The sequence below is a fragment of the Hyphomicrobium sp. genome (assembly GCF_036780825.1).
Taxonomy (GTDB): Bacteria; Pseudomonadota; Alphaproteobacteria; order Rhizobiales; family Hyphomicrobiaceae; genus Hyphomicrobium_C.
In genome coordinates, this window is the sequence record NZ_DAIQCD010000009.1 from 51,334 (window position 1) to 75,697 (window position 24,364).

General features: G+C 65.2%; 23 protein-coding genes and 1 tRNA gene. 12 read left to right on the forward strand and 12 right to left on the reverse strand.

Features of this window, described 5'->3' with window-relative positions:
- Window positions 1-276: 276 nt before the first annotated feature.
- The 5 genes from V7P99_RS06130 to V7P99_RS06150 all read left to right on the forward strand — a co-directional run bounded on the left by V7P99_RS06130 (window position 277) and on the right by V7P99_RS06150 (window position 5,408).
- Window positions 277-780 carry a division/cell wall cluster transcriptional repressor MraZ gene (locus tag V7P99_RS06130; protein WP_333793909.1) on the forward strand — a complete coding sequence of 168 codons (504 nt, stop codon included), beginning with the start codon at window positions 277-279 and terminating at the stop codon, window positions 778-780.
- Window positions 777-1,772: a 16S rRNA (cytosine(1402)-N(4))-methyltransferase RsmH gene (rsmH, locus tag V7P99_RS06135; RefSeq protein WP_333793910.1), complete on the forward strand. Its 996-nt coding sequence runs from the start codon at window positions 777-779 to the stop codon at window positions 1,770-1,772. Before V7P99_RS06130 ends, rsmH begins: the two co-directional genes overlap by 4 nt.
- A gap of 67 nt (window positions 1,773-1,839) precedes the next feature.
- Complete coding sequence (gene ftsL / locus V7P99_RS06140; protein ID WP_333793911.1) at window positions 1,840-2,127, forward strand: cell division protein FtsL; 288 nt, start codon at window positions 1,840-1,842, stop codon at window positions 2,125-2,127.
- 100 nt (window positions 2,128-2,227) lie between these two features.
- Window positions 2,228-3,838, forward strand: a complete 1,611-nt coding sequence (locus tag V7P99_RS06145; protein ID WP_333793912.1) for a peptidoglycan D,D-transpeptidase FtsI family protein — start codon at window positions 2,228-2,230, stop codon at window positions 3,836-3,838.
- A 412-nt stretch (window positions 3,839-4,250) separates the two neighbouring features.
- Complete coding sequence (locus tag V7P99_RS06150; RefSeq protein WP_333793913.1) at window positions 4,251-5,408, forward strand: GNAT family N-acetyltransferase; 1,158 nt, start codon at window positions 4,251-4,253, stop codon at window positions 5,406-5,408.
- Window positions 5,409-5,450: 42 nt separating this feature from the next.
- Here the strand turns inward: V7P99_RS06150 and dxs are convergent, their stop codons facing one another.
- The 4 genes from dxs to V7P99_RS06170 all read right to left on the reverse strand — a co-directional run bounded on the left by dxs (window position 5,451) and on the right by V7P99_RS06170 (window position 10,931).
- Window positions 5,451-7,355 carry a 1-deoxy-D-xylulose-5-phosphate synthase gene (gene dxs, locus V7P99_RS06155; RefSeq protein ID WP_333793914.1) on the reverse strand — a complete coding sequence of 635 codons (1,905 nt, stop codon included), beginning with the start codon at window positions 7,353-7,355 and terminating at the stop codon, window positions 5,451-5,453.
- A 265-nt stretch (window positions 7,356-7,620) separates the two neighbouring features.
- Window positions 7,621-7,881, reverse strand: a complete 261-nt coding sequence (locus V7P99_RS06160; RefSeq protein WP_333793915.1) for an exodeoxyribonuclease VII small subunit — start codon at window positions 7,879-7,881, stop codon at window positions 7,621-7,623.
- 242 nt (window positions 7,882-8,123) lie between these two features.
- Complete coding sequence (locus tag V7P99_RS06165; protein ID WP_333793916.1) at window positions 8,124-9,074, reverse strand: histone deacetylase family protein; 951 nt, start codon at window positions 9,072-9,074, stop codon at window positions 8,124-8,126.
- Between the two features lie 75 nt (window positions 9,075-9,149).
- Window positions 9,150-10,931 carry an acyl-CoA dehydrogenase gene (locus V7P99_RS06170; protein WP_333793917.1) on the reverse strand — a complete coding sequence of 594 codons (1,782 nt, stop codon included), beginning with the start codon at window positions 10,929-10,931 and terminating at the stop codon, window positions 9,150-9,152.
- A gap of 93 nt (window positions 10,932-11,024) precedes the next feature.
- On the opposite strand from V7P99_RS06170, the gene V7P99_RS06175 reads away from it, so the two are divergent.
- A complete protein-coding gene (locus tag V7P99_RS06175) occupies window positions 11,025-11,993 on the forward strand; it encodes an L-threonylcarbamoyladenylate synthase (RefSeq protein ID WP_333793918.1) in 969 nt (322 codons plus the stop codon).
- A 24-nt stretch (window positions 11,994-12,017) separates the two neighbouring features.
- Here the strand turns inward: V7P99_RS06175 and V7P99_RS06180 are convergent, their stop codons facing one another.
- Entirely contained in the window at window positions 12,018-12,398 is a 381-nt protein-coding gene (locus tag V7P99_RS06180) for a hypothetical protein (protein ID WP_333793919.1), read from the reverse strand.
- A 75-nt stretch (window positions 12,399-12,473) separates the two neighbouring features.
- Between V7P99_RS06180 and V7P99_RS06185 the strand changes: the two genes are divergently transcribed.
- Entirely contained in the window at window positions 12,474-13,916 is a 1,443-nt protein-coding gene (locus V7P99_RS06185) for an FAD-binding oxidoreductase (RefSeq protein WP_333793920.1), read from the forward strand.
- 111 nt (window positions 13,917-14,027) lie between these two features.
- Here the strand turns inward: V7P99_RS06185 and V7P99_RS06190 are convergent, their stop codons facing one another.
- The 3 genes from V7P99_RS06190 to V7P99_RS06200 form a co-directional block, all read right to left on the reverse strand.
- Complete coding sequence (locus tag V7P99_RS06190) at window positions 14,028-14,372, reverse strand: hypothetical protein (RefSeq protein ID WP_333793921.1); 345 nt, start codon at window positions 14,370-14,372, stop codon at window positions 14,028-14,030.
- 202 nt (window positions 14,373-14,574) lie between these two features.
- Window positions 14,575-15,174 (reverse strand): response regulator transcription factor, encoded by a 600-nt coding sequence (locus V7P99_RS06195; protein WP_333793922.1) that lies wholly within the window; start codon window positions 15,172-15,174, stop codon window positions 14,575-14,577.
- The gene (locus V7P99_RS06200; protein WP_333793923.1) at window positions 15,171-16,751 is read right to left on the reverse strand and encodes an MASE1 domain-containing protein; all 1,581 of its coding nucleotides are present in this window, start codon (window positions 16,749-16,751) and stop codon (window positions 15,171-15,173) included. Before V7P99_RS06200 ends, V7P99_RS06195 begins: the two co-directional genes overlap by 4 nt.
- A gap of 480 nt (window positions 16,752-17,231) precedes the next feature.
- Here V7P99_RS06200 and V7P99_RS06205 point away from each other — a divergent pair, with 480 nt between their 5' ends.
- Window positions 17,232-17,450, forward strand: a complete 219-nt coding sequence (locus tag V7P99_RS06205; RefSeq protein WP_333793924.1) for a hypothetical protein — start codon at window positions 17,232-17,234, stop codon at window positions 17,448-17,450.
- 157 nt (window positions 17,451-17,607) lie between these two features.
- On the opposite strand, the gene V7P99_RS06210 is transcribed toward V7P99_RS06205, so the two are convergent.
- From V7P99_RS06210 to V7P99_RS06220, 3 genes are all read right to left on the reverse strand, one after another.
- Window positions 17,608-18,537 (reverse strand): SGNH/GDSL hydrolase family protein, encoded by a 930-nt coding sequence (locus V7P99_RS06210; RefSeq protein ID WP_333793925.1) that lies wholly within the window; start codon window positions 18,535-18,537, stop codon window positions 17,608-17,610.
- On the reverse strand, window positions 18,501-19,583 hold the full coding sequence (locus tag V7P99_RS06215) for an OpgC family protein (RefSeq protein WP_333793926.1): 1,083 nt from the start codon (window positions 19,581-19,583) through the stop codon (window positions 18,501-18,503). The genes V7P99_RS06210 and V7P99_RS06215 overlap by 37 nt, the downstream gene beginning before the upstream one ends.
- A gap of 282 nt (window positions 19,584-19,865) precedes the next feature.
- Window positions 19,866-20,624: a sensor histidine kinase gene (locus V7P99_RS06220; RefSeq protein ID WP_333793927.1), complete on the reverse strand. Its 759-nt coding sequence runs from the start codon at window positions 20,622-20,624 to the stop codon at window positions 19,866-19,868.
- 290 nt (window positions 20,625-20,914) lie between these two features.
- On the opposite strand from V7P99_RS06220, the gene V7P99_RS06225 reads away from it, so the two are divergent.
- The 3 genes from V7P99_RS06225 to V7P99_RS06235 all read left to right on the forward strand — a co-directional run bounded on the left by V7P99_RS06225 (window position 20,915) and on the right by V7P99_RS06235 (window position 22,416).
- Complete coding sequence (locus V7P99_RS06225) at window positions 20,915-21,472, forward strand: thioredoxin family protein (protein WP_333793928.1); 558 nt, start codon at window positions 20,915-20,917, stop codon at window positions 21,470-21,472.
- Window positions 21,473-21,512: 40 nt separating this feature from the next.
- Window positions 21,513-22,247 carry a ceramidase domain-containing protein gene (locus tag V7P99_RS06230; protein ID WP_333793929.1) on the forward strand — a complete coding sequence of 245 codons (735 nt, stop codon included), beginning with the start codon at window positions 21,513-21,515 and terminating at the stop codon, window positions 22,245-22,247.
- A gap of 82 nt (window positions 22,248-22,329) precedes the next feature.
- Window positions 22,330-22,416: transfer RNA gene (locus tag V7P99_RS06235), tRNA-Leu, on the forward strand.
- A gap of 130 nt (window positions 22,417-22,546) precedes the next feature.
- On the opposite strand, the gene V7P99_RS06240 is transcribed toward V7P99_RS06235, so the two are convergent.
- Window positions 22,547-22,753, reverse strand: a complete 207-nt coding sequence (locus tag V7P99_RS06240) for a hypothetical protein (protein WP_333793930.1) — start codon at window positions 22,751-22,753, stop codon at window positions 22,547-22,549.
- Between the two features lie 570 nt (window positions 22,754-23,323).
- Between V7P99_RS06240 and V7P99_RS06245 the strand changes: the two genes are divergently transcribed.
- The gene (locus V7P99_RS06245) at window positions 23,324-24,346 is read left to right on the forward strand and encodes a sulfate ABC transporter substrate-binding protein (RefSeq protein ID WP_333793931.1); all 1,023 of its coding nucleotides are present in this window, start codon (window positions 23,324-23,326) and stop codon (window positions 24,344-24,346) included.
- Window positions 24,347-24,364: the final 18 nt, after the last annotated feature.

Below are 24,364 nucleotides of genomic sequence, written 5' to 3' on the forward strand. Positions count from 1 at the left end.
TGACGCCCACAGCAAACCATGTCATCCCATGAATGCCCGACCGCACCGGGCACGGGCTCGTGGTCGTGGCGCCTGCTTCGAGAGAGGGCCGAAGCACCGAGCGACCGCCACGGCCCAGCCCGGGCGCGGGCACCGGCTTTTCGGAGCCAGCCAATCGATTTGTTTTTCTGAAGTTCTGCAAAGCGTTCCTTTGTCTGTCGTGCTTCCCGCCGCAAAACCCGCGGCCCCGTTCGGAAGCATTCGCGTGGCGTAACTGAGCGAGGCTCGAAAAAAGGGATGGACCGCTTTGTCTCAACGTTCACGAACAAGATCGACGCGAAAGGACGTGTCTCGGTTCCCGCTTCCTTCCGCGCGGTTCTCGAGCGCGACGGCTACAGCCAGGGAAGCATCGGCGGAATTTACTGCTACCCCTCGATCGATGCTCCGGCACTCGATGCTGGCGGCGAGAGACTTGCGAAAAAGATCGACGGGCTTCTCGCGGGCCTGCCAGACTATTCGGACGAGCGGGATGAGCTCTCTGTCGCGCTCTACGGCGACGTCCAGGTTCTCGGCATCGATGGAGACGGGCGTATCGTCCTTCCTGAAGCGCTTCGCGCCCACGCCGATCTTCGCGATCACGTCACGTTTGTCGGCCTTGGCGACAAGTTTCAAATGTGGGCTCCCGCCGCCTTCGAAGAGCGGCGCGCACGCGCCCGCGAAAAGGCGCAGGAGCACAGAAAACTTTTCGGCGCGGGGAGCGGTCACCGCAGGGGCGGTGACACCGAAGGAGCACGGGAATGACGCCCCGGAACATCGGCGAGGGACCGGTGCAACGGGACGTGCGGGCACATATTCCCGTGCTTCTTTCAGAAGTTCTGGAAGCGCTCCGGCCGGCGGCCGGAGAGGTCTACATTGATGGCACCTTTGGCGCGGGCGGCTACTCCCGCGCCATTCTCGAAAGCGCGCCCTCCTGCCGTGTGATCGCGATCGAGCGCGATCCGGATGCCTTTGCCGGCGGCCAGCAGATGGTCGCGCACTTCGGCGGCCGCCTCATCCTCGTCCCCACCACCTTCAGCGACATGGAGCGCGCGGCGCGTGACGCCGGGTGCGCCCACGTCGACGGCGTCGTGCTCGACATCGGCGTGTCCTCGATGCAGCTCGACGATCCCGCGCGTGGGTTCTCGTTCCTGCGCGAGGGGCCGCTCGACATGCGCATGTCTCAGTCGGGCCCATCGGCCGCCGATGTCGTCAACGCGGCCGACGAGGAGACGCTTGCGGATATTCTCTACGAATTCGGAGAGGAGCGGCGCTCGCGTGCCATCGCGCGTGCGATCGTAAAAGCGCGCACCGAGGCGCCGATCACCACGACGAAGGCGCTGGCGGGAATTGTCGAGCGCGTGCTCGGCCGGCCGCGCAAGGACGACAAGCATCCGGCCACGCGCACGTTCCAGGCCCTGCGCATTCACGTCAACGACGAACTCGGTGAGCTCGAGCGGGCGCTCGAGGCAGCCGAGCGGTTGCTCAGCCCGGAGGGTCGCCTCGTCGTCGTGACGTTCCACTCGCTCGAGGATCGCATCGTGAAGCGCTTTCTGCAGGAGCGCTCCGGCAAGGTTCCCGGCCTTTCGCGGCACATGCCGGTGTCCCACGCGGCCATCGCAGAGCCGAGTTTCCGAATTCTTAATACACGCGGCGTTAAACCTAATGAAAAGGAAACGGAAGCGAATCCAAGGGCCCGCTCGGCTCGGCTGCGGACAGGCATCCGGACGCACGCCCCGCCGTGGATCAGCCATTAACCCGGAGTTCACGCCACTAGCTTGTCCGTCGCCCTAACATGGTTTCTCGTTGGTTGAGGTCGATCCGATGCATCCGCTTACCGTCTCGGCCGTGTTCATGGCCATTTCGAGCGCCTTCCTGCTTTACGGGCTCAGCTACGACACGCGCCAGATTGAGGCTCGCGTCGGCGCCCAGCAGAGGCTCGCGGATGAAGCCCGCTCCGATATTTCCGTACTGAAAGCCGAGCGCGCCCACCTTGCGCGCCCGGGCCGCATCGAGCCTCTGGCGCGTGCGCAGGGGCTAGTTCCGATGACTGATCGGCAGATTGCCGATGAGGAAGCCAACGGCATCCTCACGGGAGCCATTCCTCAGTAACCGGCATCCGGGGGCTAGAATGAGCGCACCACGGCAGAGATGGGAACGAGGCTCGTCAGGGCCCGCTTCCTCGCGTCCCCGCCGCGAGCGGGGAGCGGGTGTGAGAACCCGGCTGGTCATGCTCGCCATGGCGGCCATGTTCTTCATAGTGGCCGGCCAGCTTGCGCATCTCGCGGCGAGCGGCGGCCCGCAACTGGTCGTGTCCTTGAGCGAGCCGATAGCCCAGAGCTACGTGCGCCCGGATATCCTGGACCGAGGCGGCCGGCTGCTTGCGACCGATATCGAGATGCCGTCGCTCTACGCTGACCCGTCGCTGGTGCAGCGGGTCGACGATACCGCCGAGCGGCTCGGCGCGGTTTTGCCGGAGCTCAACCAGAGTGAGCTGCGCCGCACGCTGTCCGAGCGCAACCGGCGCTTCGTGTGGCTGAGGCGCGGCCTGTCTCCGAAAGTTGCCCAGAAGGTGCATGACCTGGGTCTCCCTGGCCTCGACTTCCGCCCCGAGCTCCGGCGCGCCTATCCGCTCGAGCGGACGGCCGGGCACCTGCTCGGCTCCGTCAACGTCGACAACAAGGGCATGAGCGGCATCGAGCGCGCGATCGACGAAACGTTCGGCGTCGAGGCGACGGTTGGCGCGCCGCCCAACGCGGGCGTTCCGGTGACGCTGTCCCTTGATCTCGGCGTGCAGCACGCGCTCGCCGACGAGCTGGACGCCGCCATGTCCCGCTACGAGGCCAAAGGTGCCGCAGGATTGGTGATGGACGTCAAGACCGGCGAGATGCTGGCGTCCGTATCGCTGCCGGGCGTGGATCCCGCGCGCTCCTCGGAAACGCTCGATCCGCTGCGTCTCGACAAGATCCAGGGCGGGACCTACGAGCTCGGCTCCATTTTCAAGATCTTCACGGTCGCCATGGCGCTCGACGGCGGCAAGGTGAAGCCGGATACCCTGATCGATGTCACCAAGCCGCTCGTCGCCGGCCGCTTTACGATCAAGGACCTCCATCCCAAGGGGCGGCCGCTCACCGTCTCGGAGGTCTTCATCCGTTCATCCAACGTCGGATCGGGCATGCTGGCGCTCGCCGAAGGCCCAGAGCGTCAGCGCGCCTTCCTCGACAGGATCGGTCTGACGGGGACGATGCGCACGGAAGCTGGGCCGGTCGCACCGCCGCAACTGCCCTCAAAGCTTGGCCGGGCGGAGCAGATCACAGTCTCCTACGGCCACGGCATTGCGGTAGCGCCGATCCAGTTCGCAGCCGCGACGGCCGCCATTCTGAATGGTGGCACCGCGGTCACGCCGACCTATTTCCGCAACCGCTCGAGCGGCGAGGAGGCGCCTCGGCGCGTCATCAGCGAGGAGACGAGCCGCAGCCTCTCGATCCTGTTTCGGCGCAACGTCGCGGAGCGGATCGGGACGGGGCGGCGCGCCGACGTTCCCGGCTATCGCGTGGGCGGCAAGACCGGCACGGCGGAGATGCCGGGCCGCGGCGGCTATCGGGAAAAATCCGTAGTGGCATCTTTCGTGGCAGGTTTCCCGATGGACCAGCCGAAGTACCTCGTGCTTGTGCTGATTTTCGAGCCGAAGGGCACGGATGCGTCGGCCGGCGAGGTGCTTGCGGGGCGCAATGCGGCCCCAACCGCCGGACGCGTGATCGCGCGCATCGCCCCGCTGCTCGGCGTTCGCCCGGTGCATGACGTGGCTCAACTCGGCGACTAGAGTGCTTCCGGAAAAGTGGGAACCGGTCATGGCGAAGCCATGCAAGTTAAAGTGTCCGACAAGAAGCACGAAGATAGAAAGTGCTTCCGGAAAAGCGGGAACTGGTCATGGCGAAGCCATGCAAGTTAAAGTGTCCGATAAGAAGCACGAAGACACAAAAACTTAGAGCGCGTTCACTTTTATCGGAATCGGATTGCGCGACGTGAACGCGCTCTAAGTTTTTGTTTGAGAGACTGATTCACGTTCTTGGTGAATGCGTGTCCGCATCCACCTCAAATGATCAGGTTCTAGAGCCGTTCCTCGATTCCACTTAAAGCGGAAGGCTCTGAACTTAACCCATTGCAAACGCCCGCCACCGATAGTTCGGAAACTCAATGGCCTCGCGCCGGGTTGGGGACCCGATCTTTCAATCATGAATGCTGTCGAGATCGTATCCGGCCTTGATGCCATCGCCCGCCTCGCGCCGGTGTGGGCGGAAGCGGACGCGCACGCGGGCGTCGGCGCCTTCGAGCGGTTCGATCTCGTCGTTGGGGCGGCCCGGCTCGCTGAGCGGAACGGCGCGGCGCCTCTAGTGGCCATCGTCCGCAATGAGGCTGGGCCATCCCTTCTCGCCCTGCGGCGCGAGCGGCTGTTTGGCGCCCGCGCCTTGGTGCCGCTCGTCTACCCGCTGGCACAGTACACCGACGCAGCGGGCGCAGCCCTCGAGCCCGGCGGCTTCAACGCGCTGTGCGACGCCCTGAGCCGCGAGGGAGCCGACGTTATCCTGTGGCGAAAAGTGCGGGAGGACAGCCGCCTCCACGCGGCGCTGTCGCAACATGCGAGATCCCAGCGGGCGCGGGATTCAGCCCCTTACATCGATCTGGCTGCCTTCGGCACGCTCTCCGCCTATGAGGCGTCCTTCTCGAGCCGCACGCGCCGCAACCGCCGCCAGCGGATGCAGCGCCTTGCCGCCCAGGAAGGGGCGCTATCCTTTGAGGTGCTGGGCGGCGCGGAGGCAGCCGCGGCATTCGATGCTGCTGTCGCCTGGAAACGCGCTTGGCTCAGCGAGCGCGCCGTCTCGAGCCTCGTTTTCAACTCGCCGGACTGGGCCGCACTATTGCGTGAAACCGTTTGCTCCGGCAGCGCGATCGTCACGGCTCTCAAGGCCGGATCGTCCCTCGTTGCCGTCGAGGTCGGCTTTGCCGACGGCCCAAACTACATTGCCTATCTTGGCGCATTCGACGAGAGGCTCGCTGCTTTTAGCCCCGGGCAGGAGCAGATGCTGCGCACCATCGGCTGGTGCTTCGAGCAGGGCTTTGCGCGCTATGACCTCCTCGCCCCCGGCGATGATTACAAGCGTCACTGGACGCGAACTGATACGAGCGTGGCCGTCGATGACCACGCCATCGCGCTCACGCATGTGGGGCGCGGCGTTGCCGGCCTGCGCCGCCGCGTGCGGCCGCTCGCTCGGGAGGTCTACTATCGGCTTTCGCCCGAGATACGCGCCGCCGGCGGGCGCTACGGTATGCCCGCCGCCACCATGGCCGCAGCGGCGGCCGCTGCGGGTGCGCTGATCGCCGCCCTCGAATAGCTGGCAGCCGACGCTGAAACGGCGGCCTCGTTTCGGTTTCGCTTATGCGCGGCTTGCCAGCGTGTCGCGCCCGAGCGCGGCGAGCGCGGTCTCGACGATAGTCGGCGCGGAGAGCCCCGCGCGTTCGTACATGCGCGCCGGCGAGTCATGGTCGATGAAGGTATCGGGCAGCACCATGGTGCGTACTTTGAGCCCACGATCGAGCAGCCCGGCCTCTGCGAGATAATGCAGGACATGGCTGCCGAAACCACCGACGGACCCTTCCTCGATGGTGATCAGCACCTCGTGCTCCTTGGCCAGGCGCTGGACGAGCTCGCAGTCGAGCGGCTTCATGAAGCGCGCGTCCGCGATCGTGGTCGAGAAACCCATGGCGGCGAGCTGATCGGCCGCGCGCTGCGCTTCGCCAAGGCGCGCGCCGAGCGAAAGGATGGCCACGGCAGTGCCTTCGCGAAGGACGCGCCCCTTGCCGATTTCGAGCGGTATGCCTGCCTCCGGCCGCTCGATGCCGACGCCCTCGCCGCGCGGATAGCGGAAGGCGGACGGGCGGTCGTCGATGGCCGCGGCGGTGGCCACCATGTGCGTGAGCTCCGCTTCGTCGGCGGCCGCCATGATGACGAAGTTCGGCAGGCAACCGAGGTAGGCGAGATCGAACGAGCCCGCATGCGTGGGCCCATCCGCCCCCACGAGACCCGCGCGGTCGATCGCGAAGCGGACCGGAAGCTGCTGGATGGCGACGTCGTGCACGACCTGGTCATAGGCGCGCTGGAGAAACGTCGAATAGATCGCGCAGAACGGCTTCAGGCCCTCCGTCGCGAGCCCCGCGGCAAAGGTGACCGCATGCTGTTCTGCGATGCCGACGTCGAAGGTGCGATCGGGAAACTCGCGGCCGAAGAGATCGAGCCCGGTGCCATCCGGCATGGCGGCGGTGATCGCGACGATGCGCTTGTCCTTTCGCGCCTCTGCGATGAGGCTGTCTGCGAACACGCGCGTGAAGGTCGGCGCGTTCTGCTTCTGCTTCATCTGCGCGCCGGTCACCACATTGAAGCGCGCTACGCCATGATACTTGTCGTCGGACGCTTCGGCCGGAGCGTAGCCCTTGCCTTTTTTTGTGACGACGTGCAGCAGGATCGGCCCTTGCGTCGTGTCGCGGATGTTTTTCAGGACGGGCAGGAGCTGGTCGAGATCGTGGCCGTCGATGGGGCCGACATAGTAGAAGCCGAGCTCCTCGAACCACATGCCGCCCTGCCAGAGGTGGCGCGTGTACTCTTCCATGCGCGCGGCGCGCTGCTCCCAGCTCTTGGGCAGGCGCTTGGCGAGCTGCTTTGCGAAGTCGCGTAGCTGCAGATAGGTGCCGCTCGAGGTGACGCGCGCGAGATAGGACGAGAACGCGCCGGTGGGCGGCGCGATCGACATGTCATTGTCGTTGAGGATGACGATCAGGCGCTCGTCGCTGGCGCCCGCATTGTTGATCGCCTCATAGGCCATGCCGGCGCTCATGGCGCCATCGCCGATGACGCAGATAACGTTATTGTCGCCGCCCCGGAGACCGCGCGCCACTGCCATGCCGAGGCCGGCGGAGATGGAAGTGGAGGAGTGGGCGGCCCCGAAGGGGTCGTATTCGCTCTCGCTGCGCTTCGTAAAGCCCGAGAGGCCGCCGCCCTGGCGCAATGTGCGGATGCGGTCGCGGCGACCGGTGAGGATTTTGTGCGGATAGGACTGATGGCCGACGTCCCAGATCAGCCGGTCCCGCGGCGTGTCGAACACCCAGTGCAACGCCACCGTCAGCTCCACGACGCCGAGGCCCGCTCCGAGGTGGCCGCCGGTCACCGACACGGCATCGATGGTCTCGATGCGCAACTCGTCCGCCACCTGTCGCAGGGCGGATTCGGGCTGCTTACGGAGATCCTCGGGAGTGCGGATGGTATCGAGGAGCGGGGTCTTGCTCACGGCAGGGTGGTATCCTTCCAAATCGGAGCCGCGTCGAGCTCCGAGCGGACCTCCGCCTTTGAATTGGATCCGCGTGTGTGGCGGAGCACTTTAGCGCCGAACGTCCGTCGGATGAAGGCCTGCGGTCAGGGGATGCGGCCTATAAGGCTGCGGCAAGAACGTACGATTTTTCCTGCGGTGCAAGCAAGAAAAAGCGCGCCCTCCGCATTTTGACGCTCGGCCCATTCCGGCCGCGATGGCGGGCGGCTAGGGCGCACGTCCTGTCTTATTGAGGATCGAGCGGCTCGGTCCCCTTCGGCCTCCCGTCCGCACCGATGGTCAGCTTTTCGACGCGCGCCTCGGCCTGCTTCAGCAGGCGGTCGCAATGCTCACGCAGCGCCTCGCCGCGCTCGTAGATGGTGATGCTCTCCTCGAGCTCGACATCGCCGCGCTCGAGCCGGCTGACGATCGTCTCCAGCTCCTTGAGCGCCTTCTCGAAGCTCAGGTCCTTGATGTCGTTGTTGTTCTTGCTCAACGGTTGATCCATCCGTCTCGATCCATGATTCGCGCTGCAACTCTAAAGTGCTTCCGGAAAAGTGGGAACCGGTTTTCCGAGAAGAAGCACGATCAAACAAAAGCTTAAGTGCTTCCGGAAAAGTGGGAACCCGGTCATGGCGGAGCCATGCAAGAGAGAGACCGGGCAATGCCATGCGAGGCAAGTGTCCGAAAAGAAGCACGATCCACCGGCAGCGCACGTTCGCCGCTTAGGCGCCGGGATGCTTAACCGGCTCAGCTGCCGAGGTCCATGAGGGTGCGCACGTGAACCCCGACAGACTTGGCGAGCGCATCGAGGTCGTAGCCGCCTTCCAGCACCGAAACGATGCGGCCCTTGGCGTGTCGCTCCGCAATCTTGCCGATGGCTTCCGTTGCCCAGATGAAGTCGGCCTCGACGAGACGCAGCCCGCCGAGCGGATCGCGCTTGTGGGCGTCGAAGCCTGCGGAGATGACGATGAGGTCCGGCCCGAAGTCGTGCAGCGGGCCTAGGATGCGTGAGTTGAAGGCGTCGCGGAAGGTCTCTCCGGCGTCACCCTCGCGCAACGGCGCGTTCCAGATGTTTCCGACGCCCGTTTCCGAGAGCTCCCCCGTGCCGGGGAACAGCGGCATCTGGTGCGTCGAGCCGTAGAAGAGATCCTGGTCGGACCAGAAGATCTCCTGCGTGCCGTTGCCGTGGTGGACATCGAAATCGACGACGGCGATGCGCTCTGCGCCGTGGCGGCTGCGCGCGTACTTCGCGGCAATGGCGGCATTCGAGAACAGGCAGAAGCCCATGGGACGCGCGGTTTCGGCGTGGTGGCCGGGCGGGCGGATCTGGCAGAACGCATTGGCCGCGCGGCCCTCCATAACCGCATCGACGGCGTCAAGGCCGGCGCCGACGGCGCGAAGCGCAGCTTCCATGCTGCCCGCCGACATCAGCGTGTCGGTATCGAGATGCAGGCCGCCGTTGCGCTTCTTGGCGCTCTCGCCCGTATTCTTGATGCGATCGAGATGGTGGGAGGGATGCACGAGCAGGATCGCCTCCTCGACATCCTCGCGCAGCGGTGCCTCGGCCCGTTCGAGCGCGTTGTAGCTTTCGTGGCCGAGCACCTTGTCGATAGCGCGCATGCGGTCCGGCCGCTCGGGATGGCTGAAGCCCGTATCGTGGTCGAGGAAGTCAGGATGCGTGATTAGCAGCGTGGCCATGGAATGGTAAACCTCAGGCGCTCCCAGAGTTTCTTGTTGCGGGCATGATACCGGAGCGATCGCGCCTGACCAGCGTCACGCGGGCTCCGTCTCCGGCAGCGTACCGAGCACCGCGTCCCCGCCCGATGTCACGATCGCGGCGAGCCCCGGTGCGGTGACGGCGATGTTCTCGGCAAAGAAGCGCGCCACGGCGGCATGCTCCTTTGCATGCGGCTCGCCGTTTTCGAGCGTTCGGAGCGCCCCTTCGGCGAGGTAAGGGCCGCCCGCTGCGATGGCGAAGAGGCGCAGATAGGGCGTCGCGCCCGCGAGCGCCAGCTCGGGGCTGCGCGCGAGTGTGTTACCCATCCATGCCGTCGCCTCCGCCAGGGCCGCGAGCGCCGAAGCGAGGCACGGGCCCGCCCGGCCAAGCTCGGGGCGGCCGGACGTTTCCACCAGACGTGTCACAGCGCCAAGATCGTCGAGGAAACCCTTGACCACCTGCCCGCCGGCAAGCGGCAGTTTTCGCGCTACGAGATCGATGGCCTGGATGCCGTTGGTGCCCTCGTAGATCGGCAGGATGCGCGCATCGCGGTAGAGCTGCGCCGCGCCCGTCTCCTCGATGAAGCCCATGCCGCCGTGCACCTGCACGCCCATGGACGCAACCTCGCAGGCAATATCGGTCGAGAATGCCTTGGCGACAGGCGTCAGCAGCGCCACCCGGTCGGCAGCGGCGGCGCGCTCGATCTCCGTCGCCGCTTGGCGGGATGCGTCGATTGTGGCCGCAGTTGCGTAGCAAATGGCGCGGGCGGCTTGCGTCAGCGCTTTCATGGTGAGAAGGGTGCGGCGGATATCCGGATGCGTGCCGATCGGGACCATCTCGGGCGCCCGCGATTTGATGGCGCGTCCCTGGCGGCGCTCGCGGGCATAGGCTGCGGCGTGTTGCGTGGCTCGTTCCGCGATGGCCACGCCCTGGATGCCGACGGCCAGGCGCGCGGCGTTCATCATGATGAACATCGTGTTGAGGCCGCGGTTCTCCTCGCCGACGAGATAGCCGACGGCGCCGTCCGTCTCGCCGAATTTCATGACCGCTGTCGGGCTGCCGTGAATGCCGAGCTTGTGCTCGAGGCCCGCGCAGACGACGTCGTTATCGGCGCCGAGCGAGCCATCGCCGTTGACGAGGCGCTTCGGCACCAGGAATAGCGAGATGCCCCGCGTTCCTTCAGGAGCGTCCGGCAGCCGGGCCAGCACGAGATGCACGATATTCTCGGTCAGGTCGTGATCGCCGTAAGTGATGAAGATCTTGGTGCCGAATAGCCGGTAGGTGCCGTCCGCCATGCGATCCGCACGTGCCGAAAGGCCGGAGAGATCGGAGCCGGCATGCGGCTCCGTGAGGTTCATGGTGCCGGTCCACTCGCCGCTCACCATGCGCGGAAGATAGCGCCGTTTGAGCTCGTCGGATCCGCCCGCGTGGAGCGCATCGATGGCGCCCTGGGTGAGCAGCGGGCAAAGGCCGAAGGAGAGATTGGCCGCGTTCCACATTTCGCATACGGCCATGGCGAGCGTTTCGGGAAGCCCCTGCCCGCCGTAGGCTTCCGGGCAGGGCAGCCCGCTCCAGCCGGCGTTTCGGAACGCGTCGTAGGCGCCTTTCCAGCCGGGCGGTGTCGCGACGCGGCCATCCGCCCAGCGGGATGGTGTCTGGTCGCCCGTTTTGTTCAACGGCGCCAGCACTTCGGAGGCGAATTTCCCGGCTTCCTCGAGAATGGCGCGCAGCGTCTCGGCATCGAGGCCGCGCACTGGGCTCCCGTCTCCGTCTTCGCCGTCGCCGCTTGCCGTCTTGAGCGCGAAGAGGATGTCGTCTACTGGAGCCTCGTAGCCCATGGGTTCCCTTTCAATGACCCCGCGTCGATTTCGGAGATAGCCGGAAAGCCTCCGATCATCGTGCGGAAGCCCTTCCATCGCAACGGACGACGCATGCCAGTGAGAATAGCGGACGATGCAGCGATCGACGAGGCGGGCCGTCTCATACGCGAAGGCCATCTCGTCGCGTTTCCGACCGAGACTGTCTACGGCCTTGGCGCGGACGCAACGAACAGCCGTGCGGTTGCGTCGATCTTCGAGGCCAAGGGGCGGCCGCGCTTCAATCCGCTGATCGTCCACGTGCCCGATATCGTGGCAGCGGAGCGGATCGCGGTGCTGATGCCTGCCGCGCGCAAGCTCGCCCAATCGCTCTGGCCGGGTCCGCTGACACTGGTGCTGAAGCGCCGCCCCGATGCTGGCCTCTCCGATCTTGTCTCTGCCGGGCTCGACACTGTCGCCGTGCGCGTGCCGGCGCAGCCCGTGGCGCAGGCGCTCCTTGCAGCGGCCGGGCGTCCTTTGGCGGCTCCCTCCGCCAACCGGAGCGGGCGCGTGAGCCCGACGACGGCGCAACACGTATGCGAGGATCTCGACGGCAAGGCCGCCATGATACTCGACGGCGGCGCCACGCGGCACGGGCTCGAGAGCACGGTTGTCGACGTCACGGACGAGGCGCACGTGCGCCTTCTGCGGCCGGGCGCCGTGCCACGCGCCGCCCTCGAGGCACTGCTCGGCGCGCCGCTTCTGGCCTGCGAAAGTGATGAGATGCGTCCTGCCTCGCCGGGGCAGCTCGCCAGCCACTACGCGCCGCGTGCCGCGCTGCGGCTCGGCGCTCACGACGTGCGCCCGGGCGAGGCACTGCTTTCCTTTGGTCCCAATGGACCGGCGGCGCCCGGGCCATCGGTCAATCTCAGTCCCACGGGTGATCTCGCGGAAGCCGCCGCCTCCCTCTTCGCCGCCCTGCGTGATCTCGACCGTACCGGTGCTGAGACCATCGCCGTGGTGCCGATACCGGACGAGGGCTTGGGCGAAGCCATCAACGACCGGCTGCGCCGCGCGGCCGCGCCGCGTCCGAGCTCTTCTTGACCCGGAATGCTGACGGTCCGGGCCCTATCGGCAACTCGTCTGGCAGGAGACGCGGCACTGCTGGCGCACGGACGCGCATTTCGAAACGCTGAGGCCGGAGCAGCTCACCATCTGGCAGCGCGAGGCGCAGCTCGAACGGCAGAGATCGCCGCGGGCGCCTGGGCTAGGCCGCACCATGGCGGGCCCGGTTCCGATGCCGCCGGGCGGGATCCGCTTCGGGATGACGCCGGGCGCGGGCCGGGGAGGAATCCTCGGCGGGGCGACACCTCTCGGCGCGGCCCGGATGTTCGGGACCACCGGCTCGACGGCGTGGGCGACCGGCCCGGCGAATGTGAGGGCGGCCGCCGTCACGGCCAGCGCGAAGAAGAGGCCGCTGCAACGTGGGGTTCCAGCTCTTTGCGTCATGGTGCCAAAGCCTGATATGGACAGTCGGACGCGGGACGGCTCGCGTCCAGCTCCGATGCCAGCAGCAGCGCGTTCATGACGACGTCCTCCGATCGTTCCGTAAAAGTGCCCGACGCCCGCCTGATCGCCCGGTTTGTGGAAATCGTGGGCGCTGAAAATGCGATCACGGATGCTGCCGAGCAAGCGCCGTTCCTCCGCGAATGGCGTGACCTCTATGTGGGCCGGACGCCCGTGATCGTGAAGCCCGCAACCACGGAAGAGGTTTCGAAGCTTCTCGCTTTGGCTAACGCCGAGGGCGTAGGCGTGGTTGCCCAGGGTGGCAACACCGGGCTCGTCGGCGGCCAGATCCCGTGTGAAAGCGGACGCGAGATCGTGCTTTCGCTCACGCGCTTGCGGCGCATCCGGTCCGTCGATGCGGCAGGCGACGCGATGACCGTGGAAGCCGGCACGACGCTCGCCGAAGTTCAGCAGGCAGCGCGTGGTGCCGGCCGGCTGTTCCCCTTGAGCCTCGCGTCCGAAGGCAGCGCCACCATCGGCGGGTGCCTCGCCACCAACGCCGGCGGCGTTGCGGTGCTCGCCTATGGCACGGCGCGGTCCCTCGTCTCCGGGCTCGAGGTGGTGCTGGCGGATGGCCGCGTCTGGGACGGCCTGCGCGCGCTCAAGAAGGACAACACCGGCTACGATCTGCGTGATCTCTTCGTGGGCTCCGAGGGCACGCTCGGCATCATCACGGCGGCGACGCTGCGGCTTTTTCCAGAACCCGAGGAGCGCGCGACGGCGTTTGCCGCTCTCCCGGCTCTCGATGCGCTCTTGCCGTTCTTCCAGCTCGCCGAGGCCCAGGCGGGAGCTTCCCTCACGGCGTTCGAGTTCATGAGCGGAGACCTGTTGGCCTTCGTTACGCGGCATATTCCAGGCACGCGCCGGCCGGTGGCCGGCGAGGCGCCTTGGTACGCGCTGATCGAAGTTTCGGGCCGCGCCGGACAGGCCGCAGCGCTTCTCGATGGTCTGCTCGCGGATGCGGCCGAGAGGGGACTCGTCAGCGATGCGGCGGTCGCCTCGTCGCTGCAGCAGGCGGCGGACCTGTGGCGGTTGCGCGAGGCGGCGTCGGAAGCGCAGAAAGGCGAGGGCGGTTCCATTAAGCACGACGTCTCCGTGCCCGTTGGGCGCATCCCCGAGTTCCTGGTGAAAGCCGGCGCCGTCGTCGAGCGGATATGCCCCGGCGCGCGCCCCGTACCGTTCGGCCACTTCGGCGACGGCAACGTGCACTACAACGTTTCGCAGCCCCGCGAGATGGAGCGCGAGACGTTTTTGGCCAAGTGGGAAGAGATGGCGCGCGCGGTGCACGACGTCGTGGTTTCGCTCGGCGGATCGATTTCCGCCGAGCATGGCATCGGACGCTTGAAGCGCGAGGAACTTGTACGGGTCAGGAGCGAAGTCGAGATCGACCTCATGCGCCGCATCAAGACGGCGCTCGATCCCAATGGCATCCTCAATCCGGGCAAGCTCGTTAGCTTCTAGAGTGCTTCCGGAAAGAAGCACGAAGAAAAAAACTTAGAGCCGTTCTTGGTTTCCACTTAAACCGGAACGGCTCTCGATAGCCTCATCGTTTGATGAGTGATGCTGCGATCCCTACCTGCGGCAGGGGCGTGCTTCGACTTGGCAGCTGTAGTCGCCGCCGGATTGCGAGCAGCTCACGCGCTTCGCAGCGGCATTGCTGAACCGGGCCCACACGCTTCCATACTCAAAATCCGTGAAGCTCTGCCAGGAGGCGATGGCCGCGCGCTCTGCCAGCGCCTTGGTGCGGCCGTTGCCGCTTCCGTAATGGTAATGATCGGTCATGCACAGCTTCTTGCCGACGCGGGCTAGATTGTGAATGGAGGCCAAGCCGGTCTCCGTCTGAGCCAGTGCGGGCGCCAAGCTGGCGCTGATAAGCGCCGCCGCAAGGCCCAGCCGCAAAGCGGCATCCTTCATCATGTCGAGTGTCCTCCCTCTCACCTGACGGCCGCAGTCTGGCTGATTCAACCGGTGCGCTCGACGCAGAAAAATTGAAATACCCACATCGATGCAATCCCGTCACACTGATGGGTCTCGGTGCGGGCGCCCTGGCTGGCTGCGCTGCGATCGGCGGAGATTATCTCAAGGTAAAAAGCGGTGCTTGATCTCTGTCAGGGGTGCGTCACTCGATGCCGAGCGCCATGGCCATGCGCACCAAGTCTGCGATCGAGCGCGCCGACATCTTGGTCATGACCCAGGTGCGATGGATCTCGACGGTGCGCGGACTGATGCCGAGCTGCTGACCGATCTCCTTGTTGGAAAGGCCCCGCACGAGGAGCTGCATGGTGTCGCGCTGGCGCTCTGAGAGGGCCTCGTAACGGCTCTTGAGATCGTCGAGCTCGAGGCGCTCCTTGAGGGAGTTTTCGGAGGCGACGAGCGCGTCTTCAACGCTGGCGATGAGGCGCTCGTTCGTGAACGGCTTCTCAACGAAATCGAAAGCCCCGAGCTTGATCGCCTGCACGGCGAGTTCTACGTCGCCGTGGCCGGTCATGAGCAGAAGAGGTCTTGGATCTCCCGCGTTTCTGAGCGTGCGCAGGAGATCGAGGCCCGAGATCTCCGGCATGCGCACGTCGCTCACGATGCAGCCCGCTGCGAACGGTGCGGCAAGGAATGCTCCCGCGCCTTCGTAGCATGCAACCGTGAGTCCGTGCGTTTCGAGCAGCATGGCAACCGCTTCACGGACCGAGGCCTCGTCGTCTATGACGCTTACGGTCCTGGTCATCCGCCCTCCCTTTCGATCGGCAGCTTCATTACGACCCGCGCGCCGCGCGCCGACGTGGCGATGGAAAGGCCTCCGCCGTGCGCTTCTGCGATAGAGCGCGCGACGGCGAGGCCAAGCCCCGAGCCTTCCGGTTTGGTCGTCGTGAACGGCGCCGGCTCATTGACGTCGAAACCCGGCGGGAAGCCGGGACCGTCGTCCCGCACTTCGATCAGCACGTCGTCGTTGGCGGAAACCCCGACCCGAGTTTCCACTGTGCCGCCGCGGCCAGCGCCAAGAATGGCCTCAGCAGCGTTGACGATCAAGTTATGGATCGCCTGTTGTAGCTGAATGCCGTCGGCGCGCACGATCGGAACGGCCGGGGCGACGTTGATGAGCAGGCGAATGCCTTTTTTCTCGAGGTCCTCGCCGAGAAGCTGCTCAAGCTCTTCAAGCTTGCCCCTGATGTCGACATCGCGCTTGGTCAGCGTGCCTTGGCGCAGAAGCTCGCGAATGCCGCGCAGAACCTCGTTCGCGCGCGTGCTTTCGGCGCGGATTCGATCGACGGCGCGTGCCAGGAGCTCCGGCTTATCGTCTTCCAGCGCCTTGGCCGCGATGCCGGCGTAGGTGCTGACCGCCGTCAGTGGTTGGTTGATCTCGTGGGCGATGGTTGCGGCCACCTCGCCGGCCGAGCGGATGCGCAACGCCCGGTTGATCGACGCCTGCTGATCGCGCAGCCGCGCCGCGGAATCTTCCCGCTCGGCCACGATGGTGCCGACGATGAGACCAGTGATGGCGAGCGCGATCATCAGAACCTGAAGAGCGCCAAGGCCGGGATCCGGTCCGAAGCGGATCTCGGCGCCGATGATGAGGCCGAGCTGGATGAAGAGAAGGCTGACCGCCGCGCCGGGCGGGCCGTAGCTCAGGGCGATCCACAGCAGAGGCAGGAAAAGCAGATAGAAAAGCTGGAAGGCCGTCGCTTCCTGATACCCGAAGACGACGGCGAGGGCGCCGAACAGCGAGGCGAGCTGCACCAGGGCAAGGGGCTCGAGCCTGGGCCATGGGCGGTAGGTTGCAGCCAGCAGCACGAGCGGCGCGATGACCAGGATGCCGATCATGTCGCCCACGGCGGCGCGCCAGGCGACGGAGATAACCTCGTTCTGGAAGATCGTGCCGGAGTGGCGGAGGATCACGATATAGAGCGCAGCGGCGACGAGCGAGGCGGAGATCGCAACGCCCGTGAGCGTCAGCGCATCGCGGACGTAGCGAAAGCGGGGATCGAAGCCCGTAATATGGCGCAGCGCAAAGCCGCCAGCGAGATAGGTTCCGCCCACCGCGAGCGACAGCGCGAGTTCGAGCATCGGCCCGAGCGCCGCTCCCCTGACGATGGTGTCGGCCATGGCCGGAGCGATGAGCACGAAGGGCGCATAGGTCCATCCGCCGAGAAAGACCATCGCGATGCTGAGGCCAGGCGGTGGGTTCCAGGGCGTGATGCCGAGGCCGCGGTACGGCTTGACGTAGCTGATGTAATCGAGCGCCACGTAGGCCGCGAGAAAGAGGCAACCCAGCAGAATGCGGCGATAGAGGCGAGCGTCCGTCATGGGTTCAAGAGTGCTTCCGGAAAAGTGGACACCGGTTTTCCGGTGGGAAGCACGATAGCAGTGAGTGCTTCCGGAAAAGTGGACACCGGTCATGGCGCCGTTCAAAAGCGTGACCGGCTGGAGCCATGCAAGCGAAAAGCGGCAATGAGCGACGCAAGCAGCCGGCGGCGCGACGCCCCACAAAGTCCGATGTTTGGAGGAGCTAAGGCCAAATAAACGCTTAGAGGAACTCTCGGCGTCGCTTAAGCCGAAACCGTGAAAAGGATCGAAGCGCTTTTTGTTGTGTTCAGCCTATCGGTATTTTCGATTGTGAGTCAGTATCTTAACTGCCTTCAATTCCATCTTTTCCGCCGCGATACGTAAAATCCCGTATGTTGGATTACTACGTACTCGTGCCAATTGCCCGGAAGGGCCCAATCGAAGCAAGGTCCCCCGTGTCTAAATCACACCTTCGGCAACGGAAAATTAACGGAGGACTACATGATCGACCATGCCTCCACGTCGGGGTGCGAATATGAGCAGCGGCTTCCTGCTGCCGCTTCGCACGGTTACGCCCATGTCCGTATCCTAACGGTGATCGATCCCGACCATCCCGGCCCCCTTGGCCAGCAGGATGTGCAGGATATGCCGTCCGTCTCGGAAACGAAGGACGAGAGCCGTCCGCGGGCACCCCTTGATGACGTGCTGCGCGCCGACTGAGCACTGCTCAGCGGCCCTTGTTTGGGCGCCGGAATGACTTTCCGCCTGATCGGATCGGGCGCCCTGCGTTCCTCGCTATCGTAGTCTCTTGTCGCATGTGCTGCGGAAGGGTGCTGGCTCTTCCGGAAGTCGCTCGCGCTGAACGTGCCTCGGCGCGTCAGTGCGTAGCGCCGTTTTCGGCGTCGGCCTGAAGAATGCCGGCGACGATCGCGCGTGCCGCATATTCAGCCATGCAGCGGTAGCCGAGATCGTTGAGGTGGAAGCGGTCGTTCGCGAGATAGGACGAGCCGGGATGGGCGCGGGCGAGGTCCGCCATGCTGTCATAGCGGTTCACGAGCAGCACGTGCTTCTCGCTCGCCACCGTCGCAATCTCGTTGACGATGCTCGTATAGCGCCGATCCTTTGCAAGGCGTTCGACGTATTGGGGATCGATCAGAACGACGTCGATACGGTGGCGCTCGAGCCATGAGAGCGTCTCGCGCAGCAGCGCGCCGAACGTCTCGGCGTCGATGCGCGCCACGGCATCGTTCGTCCCCACCTGCCAGACCACGAGATCCGGCTTAATAGCGGCGACTTCGGCCTTAATGCGCTCGGCGGCATCTTCGGCGACTTCGCCCGACTGGCCGCGCGCAAACATCTCCACTGTGAGACCGTCGATGGTGCCTTCGAGATCGTTCTCGAGACGCACGGGATAGCTTGCCCGGGGCGAGGATGCGCCGAGCCCGACCGTCGAGGATGAGCCGAGCGCGACGACGCGAACCGGCCGTTTCTGAAGGATGGCGCGGCGCACGGCGCGCAGCGGGGCGCGGCCTTCGAACGCCGGGCTTTTGACCTTGCATTCGACGCTTCCCGCGCGCGGGCCCACGAAACGTAGGAGTGGGCTGCGCTTCATGGGCTTCGGCGCCACGGCGGGTGCGGGTGTCGCGAGCGGCATGACGCCGGCCGGCTGCGCGGCGGATTTCGGGGCTGTGGGGCGCGCGTCGCTGCCGGGTGCCGGGAGCGGATCAGCGGCATGTGCGGCCGCCGCCGTGAGGCAAGCCGCAAGCCCAGTCAGGACGACGCGTGGGAGCGATACTCGGCGAGCCATGCTGTAACCCTCAACAATACCAGTCCGAGCGCCACGATTGCCGTGTCGGTCAGGAATGTGGGCTCGCCGACGTAGCGAACGATCTGGCCAGCCAAAGCGAGAAGCGAGGCAACGCAGAAGACGGCCAGGGAGTTGCGGCCGAGGCTGCTGAAGTAGCGGACGGCAGGCTCGCTTAGGCGAAAAATTACAGGAAATGCCGGATGGAACGCAACTGCGATCGCCAGCATGCTCAGGACTCTGGCCGGCGAAAGAAACTCCTTGTCGAACATGAACGCATAGCGGGGCGCGGGCACCAGCATCGGATCCGGCCGGTAGTCGATCCAGACCAACGCGGCGCCTATGGCGAAGATGGCGGCGGCGAACGGCCACAAGCGCCGGATCGTCGCCTGCCATCGTTCCGGGTACTTCCGTCGCGCCGTCATGGCGAGGAAGCCAAGCACGATTAGGATTTGCCAGGATAGCGGATTGAAGAACCATGCCCCGCTGACCGGCCAGCTCGGCAGCCGGAGCTCGAAGGTCAGCGTCGCCGCATAGAGCGCGATGGATGCGGCGAGAGCCAGGATCATGGACCACCGCGACAGGATGATGAACACGATCGCCATCAGGAGCAGCACGACGTAGAGCGGCAGGATGTTGAAATAGCCGATCTGATAGCTGAGGAGCACGAGGCCGATGGCAGAGCGCACCGTATCGGAGAATGCGGGGCCGGCGCCGTGCCATTCGAGGAGCAGCGGATCGGTGAAGTAGATGGCGCTTGCGGCGAGCATGGCGATCGCGATCGAGATGGTCGCGATCTGCGCCTGCCAGATCTCGAAGACGCGGATCAGGAGGCGCATCACCACCTGCCCGAGCGGCTTCACCGCCGCCTGGCCATTGGCAACGAAGGCGAGCGAGCATCCGGCAAGGAACACGAACAGCTCTGCGGCATCCGAGATGGCATAGTTTCTGAGCGTCAGGATCGAGTAGTCGAGGCCCGGAATGTGATTGATGAAGATCATCACGAGTGCGACGCCGCGCCAGAAGTCTATCGCATTGGGAGGCCGCATGCGCTCTCGGTCTCTCTGATCCTGGTGGCCGTGGGGGAAAGCCAGAGCCTTTAAGCCGACCTCGGCACGTGAGACAAGCGCCCGCTCCTCCCTGCACGGAGCGTGCTGCTGCAACTTTTTCGGTTGGAAGATTTTTTCGCTTCGTCTTGCACGGTGGGGCCGGCCGCGATCTCCGGTACGTCCAGCGGAGCCTATGGCCGGAGCAGGCTGCGAGCGCTACAGCTCGCAGCGGGAAAATCAGACACCCAAACAAAGACATGGCATGTTTGCGCCGAGTGCCTGCTACGAAGCCTCGGATAACGCCATCTCCTGCCAGTCGAGAAGGGGCAGGCGCACCGTGAAGCGCGCTCCTCCGAGCGGCGAGCATTTGACGACGATGTCGCCGCCGTGCGCCCCGATGATCTGCCGGGCGACGACGAGTTCAGCCCGCCGGACGGCCGGCAGGGCGTTTGCTGTGCCCATGTCGGCGCCCGGAAGCAGCACGAGCCCGCGTTGATCCTTGGCAATTCCGGGGCCGTCGTCGTCCACATGGATGACGAGAAGGCTCGCGCCATGATCGCAGGCGATCGAGGCGCGCGTGCCGCTGGCGAGAGCATTTGAGATGAGGATTTCGAGCGCCTGTTTGAGGGCACTACGGCTTCCCAGCGTGTGGATCACCGCCGGCCCGCCGGAACGCGTGAGCCGCGGGTTGCCTCTGCTCGAAACGAGCTCCGCGACGAGGTCCCCTATGGCGACCGGCTCGAAGCGAGCGGCGTCGGGCAGGGGATGTGCACGCTGCAAGGCATCGCGCAGCAGGCTCACTTGTTCTTCGGGTGTCGCCGGGGCGAGGGGCGGAGCGCTTTCCCAGATCCGGCGCGCGCGCGCCTTCCCGATGGCAAGGATGGCCTCGCCGACGACAAACGCGGCGAGTGAAAGACCGAGGAGCGCATAGGGAAACAGGGTGCGCAGGCCGCCGATGCTGATCCCCGACGCCTCGGCCGCAACAAGGACCAGGGCGATCAGAAAAAGGACGGCGCCTGCGACGCCGCAGCGCGCGAGCATTCGCAACTCTCCATAACTCGGCGTATCCTTGAATGTACGGCGGCTACGGTTAAAGAATGCATGGGACTTGCCATGAATATTCCGCTAACGCGCGTCCTAAAACGAAAGCTCCGCCGAGGGCACGGCCGAGAACGCAAGTTCCTTCATCGCCAGTTTTCCGATAAGACCCACGATGAATTGAAATCATAAAGCGTGCGGCCGGAAAGCGGATGCTGGTTTCCAGTGAGCTAACGGCCCCGATCACAACAGTTTGCATCTCCGCCCGACGCCGCCAGGAGGACCTGAGACCGATGCTGATCCGCACCGCGCCTGAAAGCCGATATGTCCGCTCGCGCATCGTGCCCGCTGCCCTGGGATTATGGATTGCCCTGATGCTGGCTGCCGCGCCGGGCGCACGGTCTGCATCTGCAAATCAGCCACCCATGGCGGAGCTTTGGAATGGCGCCGAGATTGCCTGGCGTGACGTGGGGCCGGGCATTCGTGAGGCGGGCAGCACTGGCAAGCCCGTCGTCATGGTTTTTCACGCCTCATGGTGCGGGTCGTGCCGGCGCTATCGGACCGTGTGGAAGGATCCGGGCGTGGTCGCGGCTTCGAAGAGCTTCGTCATGATCCTTGTCGACGTGGACCAGCATCCGGATGCCAACGGCGCATTTTCGCCCGACGGCACGTATGTCCCGCGGACGATCTTCTACACCCCGGACGGCGACGTGATGCCGGATGCCGTCGGCAAAGACCCTCAGTATCCGCACACCATCGATCTCGACGATCCGACGGAGCTGCGCACGCTGATGCAGAAGGCCGCCAAGGCTGAGCCCGCAGCGGGCAACGACCGGCGCGCGGAGAACTAGGACCGTAATGAGATAAAGCGCGGGCGAGGGAGGCGGAGCGATGAACCTCAGCGACAAGCTCTTCCTCTATTGCGAGCGGGGACAGGATCCGGCGTTCTGGGCCGAGCCGATCAATGCGCTGTCCAACGTGGCATTCCTTATCGCGGCCGCTGCCGCCACCCGCGATTATCTGGCGGAGCCTCCGCACCGCCGCTCCCCGGCTACCGCGGTGCTGGCGGCGCTCGCCTTCGTGATCGGCATCGGCAGCTTCATTTTCCACACCTATGCAACCCGATGGGCGTCGTTCGCCGATATCGTCCCGATCGGCGTGTTCATGCTGTCCTATCTGGTGTTCGCGCTGCGTCGCTTTCTCCGGATGAACTGGATGGCGGTCGCCCTCGGTATCGCGCTCTTCATCCTCGCCATGCGGTATGCGATGGCAATCCAATGCAGCAACGGCACGCTGCTCCCGATCACGGCGCACACGGGCGCCAGGTGCCTCAATGGCACGCTGGGCTATGCTCCGGCGCTCGTGGCCCTTGTCGGCACGGCGGTGCTGCTTGCCGTGCGGACGCATCCCGCCTGGCGATTGCTGGCTGTCGCGTCGGGCGTCTTTGCGCTCTCGATGACGTTCCGCACCATCGACCTCGAGGTCTGCGGGCTCGTGCATCTGGCCGGCCACGCGTGCGGCACGCATTTCCTCTGGCATCTCTTGAACGCGCTGACGCTCTATCTCCTGCTTCGGGCCGCGATTCGTCATGCGGACGACCGCTCCAAGGACGAGCTCCGGGGATGAGCCGCCAAGCCGACTTGAGCCGGGGCCCGCTCCGGCGCATAAAGGCGCCCGGCTCTGCCACTGGGCATCGGGCCGGATCCCTGCGGACGTGGTGGAATTGGTAGACACACAGGACTTAAAATCCTGAGACGGCAACGTCGTGAGGGTTCGATCCCCTCCGTCCGCACCAGGCTCCGGACAGACCCTTTGCAACGCGAGCTGACACGCGCCTCCCCGTGGATCCGCCTCGATAAAAAGAAGCAACCGAGCGTGTCGGTTGCCTCGATCGCGATGATGGAGCGGTTCACCGTGGGATCGCGCTACGCCGCATTGGCCTTGCGCTTTGCTCCCCGCCCCGATTGCGCGAGTGCGGCGCGCTCCGCGTCGCGCGGGGCCGAGAAGATCTTTCCGTCGAGCGCGTAGTAGCGCGGAAGAGAGGCGTGGAAGCGATAGCCCTTCTCGCCGCCCTGGCGAACGACGATGCCGGCAGCCTCATCGGCTACCTCGATAATATATGCGTCTGACATGATGTGTCCTTTTCCCGCGCACGGCGGGCTCAACTCGCAGAGATGAAAAAGGTTGCGCTTATGGGCTCACGCGGCCCGAAGGCAGCAGCAACAGATCCGGCGCGAAGACGAGGACACGGACGTGGCCGGCGAGACATCGGAAGGCCAAGAGAACGAATCGGTAGACGTCATTGGCAGCTCCTTAGCGTTTGATGACGCGGCGCAAGTCGACTTCGAAATCACCGCGGCGAGCACCCTGCGGGCGCGCACCCGTCATCAAGCATCGATGAGTGCCGGCAGTCAAAGAACAAGAATTGGGTAACATTGCAGCAGGAGTGCAAAGCCGATGCGACAAGGGTCGGCCTGGCGCAGGCTGACCGAAGCTGACGGCGCGTTATCCTCCAAACCCGTGAAACCTGAACAATCCATGCTTCCATTCCCGCGGCGGCAGGAACGCTATGCCGCGCTTCGCCCAATCCACGTCACCCGCGGCAAGGTTCATAAGCTCAGCAGTTCTTCTTGGTTCGGATGCGGTCAGCGCCACGCTTAGCTGCCAGCATCGCTTGAGTCTGCTGAAAGGAATTTCCTCCAATGTCATTCACCCACGTCACGCGCCGGGCCGCGCTCGTGCTCGGCCTGTCCGCCGGATTGGCCGGCTTCTCCGCGGCAGCCCATGCCACGGAACTTTTGAACGTCTCCTATGATCCGACACGCGAGCTCTATCAGGAGTTCAACGCCGCCTTCATCAAGCACTGGAAGGCGAGCACGGGCGAAGATCTCACCGTCCGGCAGTCCCATGGCGGATCGGGCAAACAGGCCCGCGCAGTGATCGACGGGCTCGACGCAGACGTCGTGACGCTCGCGCTCGGTGGCGATGTCGATCAGCTCGCGAAGAAGGGAGGTCTGATCCCCGCGGATTGGCAGAAGCGTCTTCCCGACAACTCGGCACCCTATACGTCGACCATCGTCTTCCTCGTGCGCAAGGGCAACCCGAAGGGCATCAAGGACTGGCAGGACCTCGCCCGGGAGGGTGTCGAGGTCGTAACGCCGAACCCGAAGACGTCGGGCGGTGCGCGCTGGAACTATCTCGCGGCGTGGGGTTACGCGTTGAAGCAGCCCGGCGGAAGCGATGAGGCCGCACGCGATCTCGTGACCCGGATCTACAAGAACACCAAGGTGCTCGATTCGGGAGCCCGCGGCTCGCTGACCACCTTCACGGAGCGGGACATCGGCGACGTATTCATCTCCTGGGAGAACGAGGCGTTTCTCGCCACCAAGGAGCTTGGGCCGGACAAGTACGACATTGTCGTGCCCACCATCTCCATCCTCGCCGAGCCCACGGTGACGATTGTCGACAAGGTCGTCGACAAGAAGGGCACCCGCAAGGTGGCCGAGGCGTATCTCAACTATCTGTACTCGCCCGAAGGCCAGGAGATCGCCGGTAAGAACTACTATCGCCCGCGTGATCCGAAGGTGGCCGAGACGTACAAGGCCCAGTTCACGCCCGTGAAGCTGTTCACCATCGACGAGGTATTCGGCGGTTGGGAGAAGGCCACCGCGATTCACTTCAGCGATGGCGGCGTATTCGATCAGATCTACGACAAACGGAGCTGACGACGCACGGCTACGCGC